General features: G+C 43.8%; 5 protein-coding genes and 1 tRNA gene. 2 read left to right on the top strand and 4 right to left on the bottom strand.

Annotation, left to right across the window (positions count from 1 at the left end; genetic code table 11):
• Together PN447_RS06985 and PN447_RS06980 are read right to left on the bottom strand one after the other, a co-directional pair.
• Positions 1 to 2,187 (bottom strand): DUF1156 domain-containing protein (locus tag PN447_RS06985; RefSeq protein ID WP_271761958.1); only part of this gene is annotated, 2,187 nt, incomplete at its 3' end.
• A gap of 191 nt (positions 2,188 to 2,378) precedes the next feature.
• Positions 2,379 to 3,644: a tetratricopeptide repeat protein gene (locus PN447_RS06980; RefSeq protein WP_271761956.1), complete on the bottom strand. Its 1,266-nt coding sequence runs from the start codon at positions 3,642 to 3,644 to the stop codon at positions 2,379 to 2,381.
• Positions 3,645 to 3,715: 71 nt separating this feature from the next.
• Here PN447_RS06980 and PN447_RS06975 point away from each other — a divergent pair, with 71 nt between their 5' ends.
• Positions 3,716 to 4,303, top strand: coding sequence for a chromophore lyase CpcT/CpeT (locus tag PN447_RS06975; protein ID WP_271761959.1), 588 nt, complete (start codon positions 3,716 to 3,718; stop codon positions 4,301 to 4,303).
• Positions 4,304 to 4,323: 20 nt separating this feature from the next.
• On the opposite strand, the gene PN447_RS06970 is transcribed toward PN447_RS06975, so the two are convergent.
• Complete coding sequence (locus tag PN447_RS06970) at positions 4,324 to 5,121, bottom strand: phosphodiesterase (RefSeq protein WP_271761955.1); 798 nt, start codon at positions 5,119 to 5,121, stop codon at positions 4,324 to 4,326.
• 363 nt (positions 5,122 to 5,484) lie between these two features.
• Here PN447_RS06970 and PN447_RS06965 point away from each other — a divergent pair.
• Positions 5,485 to 5,556: transfer RNA gene (locus PN447_RS06965), tRNA-Cys, on the top strand.
• Positions 5,557 to 5,740: 184 nt separating this feature from the next.
• Here PN447_RS06965 and PN447_RS06960 read toward each other — a convergent pair.
• Positions 5,741 to 6,871 (bottom strand): Calx-beta domain-containing protein (locus PN447_RS06960; protein WP_271761954.1); only part of this gene is annotated, 1,131 nt, incomplete at its 5' end.

Genomic DNA, 6,871 nt, shown 5'->3' with positions numbered 1-6,871 from the left:
TTGGCGACGGGTGACGGAGGGGGCGGTTTCTTCACGGGGACGACAGACAAGGACGATGGAGGAGGCGAGGGCGTTAGTACCAATACCGACACTGCGGTTACTTAATTCTGTCCGCATGGGCCAAGTACCGACAATGGTAAACCCAGATTGGATTAAACCTTCTAGCATGGTTTCCCAACCGGTGGAAGCGGTGACACTTTCGTTATTTTGACTGGTTTCTGTTTCTGACTGTTTAAAGGCGTAATAAATGGTAACTGGATATTCAGGATGTGCGGTTTCTCGCATTCTGGTAAAGGCTTGACCTAAACCGGTTTCAAAAAAATCTTTAGCTTTTTGTTTATCGCCGCCAAATCTGTAGGGGGTGGCGACTAGTTCTTCTGTTTTGGGTACTAGTATGGTGCTGCAAATTTGTGGGTAAAGTTTGCCAATGGAACGGCGCAGCCAGACATAAAAGAAGTCGGCTAAGTCTGCATAGCCGATGTTATCGTAGTATGGGGGGTCGGTGGAGATGACAGGAGAATTTAAATGTAATTTTTGGGCTGCATTATGTTGTTTAACTAGGCCAGGGGTGTGGGTGTTTGTTAATTCTATGACTGCTGATATCCAGTCAACAGCACCGCCAAAGTTACCTGTAGAATCACTCAAGGGGTTAGCTTCTACAAAGTCCCAGGTCATGGGAATAGCTTGACGGGCAAATGTATTTCTTGTGCTATCTCTGCTAATATCCCAAGAACAAACACTTGAATTTCTGTCAGCTAAACGACTGACCCCAAACCCCAAATAAGTGGCGACAGCATCGGCGTAAGCTGTGGCACCCATACCCCCTTGGGAAAGTGGTAAGTTATCATCAGCCATACCCGCAGCTAGAGCATCGAGTTTGACTTGTTCCCTGGCGGTGGTGACTAAATCGCTGAAGGTGGTTAAGGCGACAAGCTGACGGGGGGTGAATAATTTATCAAATGTATTAATTCCATAATTTGGTGTGTTAAAATTACGAGGATTATCTGGTAAATTTGCCTCTGGTTTCCATTGTGGGTGTGCTGACAAAGCCACTTTGATATGTTCCTCATTGGGGGGAATATACAAGCGTTGCTTTTGACCTTCTGCGACAATAGCCATTAACTGAGTCTGCATTCTTCCTGCTTTCCCCTCCTGGCGGATGTGGTCAAAGGTTACAGGACTGTCACAACAAATACACATCGCCCCTCTGCGGTTAACGGTTCCCTCCCGTGGTGTTCCTTCGCCGGTTTTGACTGTAAAAGTAACTGTGGGGGGTTGGTGACTGCTATCAATTACAGGTTCTACCCAAGCTTCCTTACCCTTTTTGGTGGATAATTTAAAAGAATTTACTAAGGGCATTTGCGCCCCACAAGCGGGGTTAGGACATTTGACGGTTCGCGCCCACAACCAAGCAATTACGGTTGCTTCCCCACCGCCATGCTCCTGGGGTAGGGTGACTTTGGGGTATAAATCGCCAATGGTTTTAAAGGCTTGCTCCCGCATCCATTCGCCATAGTAGCGGACATCAGCAGCTAACCCCTGGGCGCCGTACCATTGGTCGGCTTTTAATTCTCTTTGTGCTTGGGGGTTGATGGGGGGTTGATTGGGAAATTTGGGGGGAATTTCAATGAGGGCTTTAGTAATGAGGACGGCGACGGGGTTAATATCACTACCATGGGCGACTAAACCTAGGCGTTGTCCTTCTAGGGGTATGGAACCACCGCCACAAAAGGGGTCATAAACGGGGGGTGCATAGTTTTGTAGATATGTCAGTACTTTTGCGGGGTCTGTGGGTGGTGTTTCGTTGCGACTCCAGGCTAAACAGCGGGCGATTTCTGCTTGGGCGGTTTGGATAATTTCCGGTTTGTTGATACTGTCCCAGGATACTAAACCTTGTACTACTTGCTCTTGTTTCCCTTTTTTTTCTAGGGTAGCAATTTTGCCAATGATATCAAATAGGCGTTGTCTTTCTTGTGCTTGGTCTACTTCTGTGGGGAATTTGTCGGGGTGACTAGAGGGGTCATCGACTAAGGAAGCAAATAATACGGCTCTACAAGTGGCTAAAGGTCGCCTAGCCCACCATAAATGGAGTGTAGAAGGATGTCCGTGTCTGATGGATTTTTCCCTGGCTGATTCTTGGTTGATGGCTTCTAGGGGTAGGGCGACTTCTATTAATTTTTTTATCATCAGAGTAACCAGGGAATACTAGGGAATACTTATGATATTAATTTACCTCATGGGATGGTGAATGGGGATATTGGGTGAAGTATTTCCACAAAATGATTAATTGTATTGAAGAAATGTTGAAATTTTTAGCATATGGAGATTGACGCTACCAATAGGCTAAACTAAGAAAGTACAAGAATATTCCCTATTCCCTATTCCCTGTTCCCTGTTCCGGTGTTCCCTGAAACTAAACAACTTTGTACCTCACGAGCATGGGAAATGCTATATTTTGAGGCTTTCTCAATCTGCTGGATAAAGTATGTTTCTTGATGTTTGAGTTGTTGAGCCAGTTCTAATCCTTTTTCAAAGGCTATGAGTGCTTGGGAATAGTTCTGAGTTTGTAAATACAATTGACCCATTTGATCATAAGCCGCCATCATGCCATAATAATTCATGGCTTGCTCTTGGGTTTCTATTAAAATTTGGCTGACTTGTAAAGCTGCGTCTGTTTGTCCTTGGTTAATATATAAAGAAATTATTTTTTGTAAAGCTTCCCCAGCCTGAATATAATGCCGAGATTCCATGGCTATAATATAAGCTTGTTGATAGTTGTTAAATGCTTGTTTGAGTAAACTAGGATTTTTCTGGGCGAGGGATTGATAATTAACACCAATAGCTAATCGTGATTCTGCTATTTTAGTCAGGTTATTTTCCTGTTGGTAAATTTTTACTATTCTCTGGAGGGTATCTATTGCTGCTTGGGGTTGTTGGTGCTGCTGGTATATATAAATTAGCTGTTGCAGATATACTAACTCCCTGGCGCGATCGCCCTGGTTAGCAGTTAAATTTAATAATTGCTCATAGGTGGCCGCTGCTTGGGGATAATCGAACCAACTCAAATGGAGTTCGCCAATTGTGGTCAGGGTTTGCAATACTGCTGCTGTATCTTGTTGCTGTTGTACTACTGTTAAAACTTGCTGATAGGCTTGTAAAGCTAATTTAGGCGATCGCACTTGCTGGTATGCTTCACCGAGCGATCGCATTAATTCCCAATCAAAACCCTTGGCTTTTTGGGCTTCCTGCTGGATAGTTTGCAGCCGCTGTGTAATATATCTGACTTGCTCCCCGTCATTTTCACCCCATGCGATCGCACCAAAGCGGGATAAGGCTTTTACTTCAGCGAATACACCTAAATAGCGGCGTAACCGTATTTCCCGGTTCCAAATGGCAAAAGCTCCTGGTTGGTCTCCCCCTTGTAATTTAGCTGTAGCTTCCTGATTCAAAGCATCTAAAGCCCTTTCTAAGTTTTCCCGTTGTGGGATAGTTAACTGCTGTTTATCCCTCAAAGGCGGTAGCAGGGGGTCGGGTGTGGTAACTTCTAGGGGATTGGGGGGAAATTGAGCCTGTGCTGGGGTAACCGCAGTATGAAACTGACAGAGGATAACTATACTAACAGTAATATACAAGTGCCTGAGCATGGATAATTTACCTCAGATGTGATCATCCCAAGCCTTAAAATAAAGCTAGATAATCTAAATTAACATCTGTAATTACTAATTCCATGGATATTACCACCTTGGCCCGCTGGATGGCGGCTGATTTTAGTAATCAAGCACAAGCCTTTGAAAATCCGCCGTTTTTTGCCCATATTCGCGTGTGTATGCGCCCCCTACCTGTAGAATTATTATCAGGGGTGAGTTTATTTGTCGAACAAGCCTATGATTATATGCTCAATGACCCCTATCGTGTGCGGGTATTAAAATTGGTCAACGCTGGCGATCGCATCGCAATTGAAAACTACACCGTCAAATCAGAAGAAAATTTTTATGGCGCATCCCGTGACCTCCCACGCTTACAAACTTTAACTAAGGACTGCTTAGAAAAGCTACCAGGATGTAATATGATTGTAGAGTGGTCGGGTAACAGCTTCAAAGGTAAGGTAGAACCTGGTAAAGGCTGTATTGTTTTTCGTAAGGGACAAGAAACCTACTTAGATAGTGAATTTGAAATTGACGAACAGAAATTTATCAGCCTTGACCGAGGCCGGGATTTAGACACCAACGAACATATTTGGGGTTCTGTCGCAGGGCCATTTTACTTTGTCCGTCGCCAAACTTTTGCCGATGAGGTAATATAGGTAACACAAGTATAGTTCAATTAAGATACTGTAGCAACTAACTCCAATGGCTGGAAATAAGGAACTCTTTCTACTGTAGTTTCCCACATCCCATTGGGGTAGAGTTTCAACAACCGAAAACCCGGGTATTTTGAGTCAATCATTAAGGTAGGGCTTTGGGTGCGGAACTGTAGTCCCGTGGAGGGGGTACCCAGGTAGTGAACTTGGCCGCGTTGGCGTTGAAATTCCTGATGGATGTGACCAAATAAGACTAACTTCACCTGGGGATGGCGATCGAGAACAGCAAATAATTCTTGGGGATTTTGCAAACTGCTATGATCTAACCACGGTGAATTAACTGCAAAAGGGGGGTGATGTAGCGCCACTAAAGTGGGATGATCTCCCAATATTGTCAACTCACGGTTGAGCCGATCGAGAGTTTTACCCGAAAGATAACCATGGCTACAACCGGGAACACAAGAATCTAGTAAAATAAAATTCCACCCACCCCGCTTGAAAGACTTGCGCCGGGAAATCATACCCATATTTAAGATATTATCCATGGCGATCGCACAGTCATTATTTCCCGGTAACCAATAAACAGGTATTCGTAGTGGGTTCAGCAGACTTTGGAGATTGTCATAAGACTGAAGATTACCATCCCCAGATAAATTTCCCGTCACTAGCAGTAGATCAAGTTCATTCCCGAATGCGTGTAATTTGTCTACAATAGCCTGGAAAGACTTTATAGTAGGCATTCCCAGCATTTTATGATTTTCCGAGCCAAACAGATTTATATCTGTGATTTGGACAATTGACATGGGATATACTTGATTCATTTTCACTGATTATCATATTTGTTGAATATCTGATTCTGTCTTGGCAGTAACTCACCCAGGTCATACTGATCTTTAATGTCACCATAGAACTAAAAACCATCAATCAACATGGAATTTATCAAAATCTCTGAATTTTTATCCATCTTAAGAGTGAAATTGTATTTTTTTTTGTATTTTAAGTCACGCATATTTGCCAGAAATTCATCAATTCCTCACACTTTCCCTATATATCTTTATCTCGCCTTACCATCTCCTGGGGTGTTAAAATGCCATTAACCACTAAATTCCCTCAACTCCAGAAAAATTTCCTCAGACGTATGGCGTAAATTTGTGGAATGTGTTATCATCAGCAAATATGAAAGCGGCGACATAGCCAAGTGGTAAGGCAGAGGTCTGCAAAACCTTTATCCCCCGGTTCAAATCCGGGTGTCGCCTTTAAGAAGAATAGAGATTAAAAAACTAGGAGGTATGATATTATCTCCCACCGAGCATTTTTATCTATTTGTCAGTGTACCTGAGCTGAGAGGCGACATAGATTTTTTTACTCCCTATTGCCAGCCGTCACCAATATGAAAGTGATGGGCTATGCCCATCACTATTGAGGAAATCAACTTACTTACTACACCAGAGTAGTTAACTGCTCTAAGTGGTTTTGTATCTGCGCCAAGTCCCGGGTAGCATTAGGAGAAAGGGCTTCATGAGTTAATGCGTCTCCTGGGAAACTACCAAACATATAACGCACTGCCATGATACCGTCAGAATAGGCTCCTACTGAACCATTACCATCAATATCAAGGTGTCCTTGGTTGACCCCTTCCTGTAAGTAGGCCTGAATTGCTACCAGGTCGCGGGTAGCATTAGGAGCAATAGCTCCGTCAATTAACTCATTGCCAATAAACGAACCGAACAGGTGACGCATGAGGATGACACCATCAGACAATGCTTTTATCTCGCCATTACCGTCAATGTCCAGATTCCATCCTTGACTCACTGTAATAGAGTTTGCTGCCAGAGCGTAACCAGCGGCTGTATTACTGGAACTGAAGTTAACTTGGGTGCCAGTAAAACTATCGGTGGTAGTAAACTTGAAATCAGCTAACTTTAAGGGTAAAGGCTGATTCGGCCAGTCGCCTGTAAAGTCGTTGTATTGCAATTGTAAGAAACGATCAGTAGTCACATCGTTGTCGAAGTTTCCATTGTCTGGTAATTCCTTGACATTACCAAACAGGTTTGTTAGGAACAGGTCACTGGCATTGTTAAAAGTTAGCTCGCTGGAATTGTAGTGTAGGCGCAGACTAATACCAGGTAGGCTGTTATCACCAGTGGTAGTATCGTAGTACAGAGGAATTGTTACAGTTCCACCAGGAGCAGCAGATATATTGCTGCTAGATGTAATTTTTTGTGCGTTGTCTATTGCAGTGTCATCATTGAGAATGGTTCCCCCTGCAGTGTCTGTGTTGATGATGGCATCCACAGGATTAGATAAGGTCACACTGAATCCTTCATCCCCTTCAAAATCAGTATCACCACTCACATAGACTGTAATTTCCTTAGTGGTTTCCCCTGGCGCAAACTCAACTGTACCTGATGGTAGTGTTGTGGTGGTTGCCAGCAAGGCATTATAAACATTCAGTCGCCCCCCTGATACCGTAATCCCATTTAGGGAGGCAATGGGGTCTACTGTCTGCAGTAACACGTCTTTCACCTGCTGGGCTGTCCAGGTGGGATTTTCTGACCATAGTAGTGCTGC

It is taken from the genome of Anabaena sp. CS-542/02 (assembly GCF_028331085.1).
GTDB classification, from domain to species: Bacteria; Cyanobacteriota; Cyanobacteriia; order Cyanobacteriales; family Nostocaceae; genus Anabaenopsis; species Anabaenopsis arnoldii.
Note: the sequence above shows the minus strand (reverse complement) of the source record. Positions and strands in the feature narration are given on the sequence as shown.

Bases quoted from the DNA above. Each gene is read 5' to 3' on its own strand.
- PN447_RS06980 (WP_271761956.1), bottom strand. From the start codon at position 3,644: ATGCTCAGGCACTTGTATATTACTGTTAGTATAGTTATCCTCTGTCAG.
- PN447_RS06970 (WP_271761955.1), bottom strand. From the start codon at position 5,121: ATGAATCAAGTATATCCCATGTCAATTGTCCAAATCACAGATATAAAT.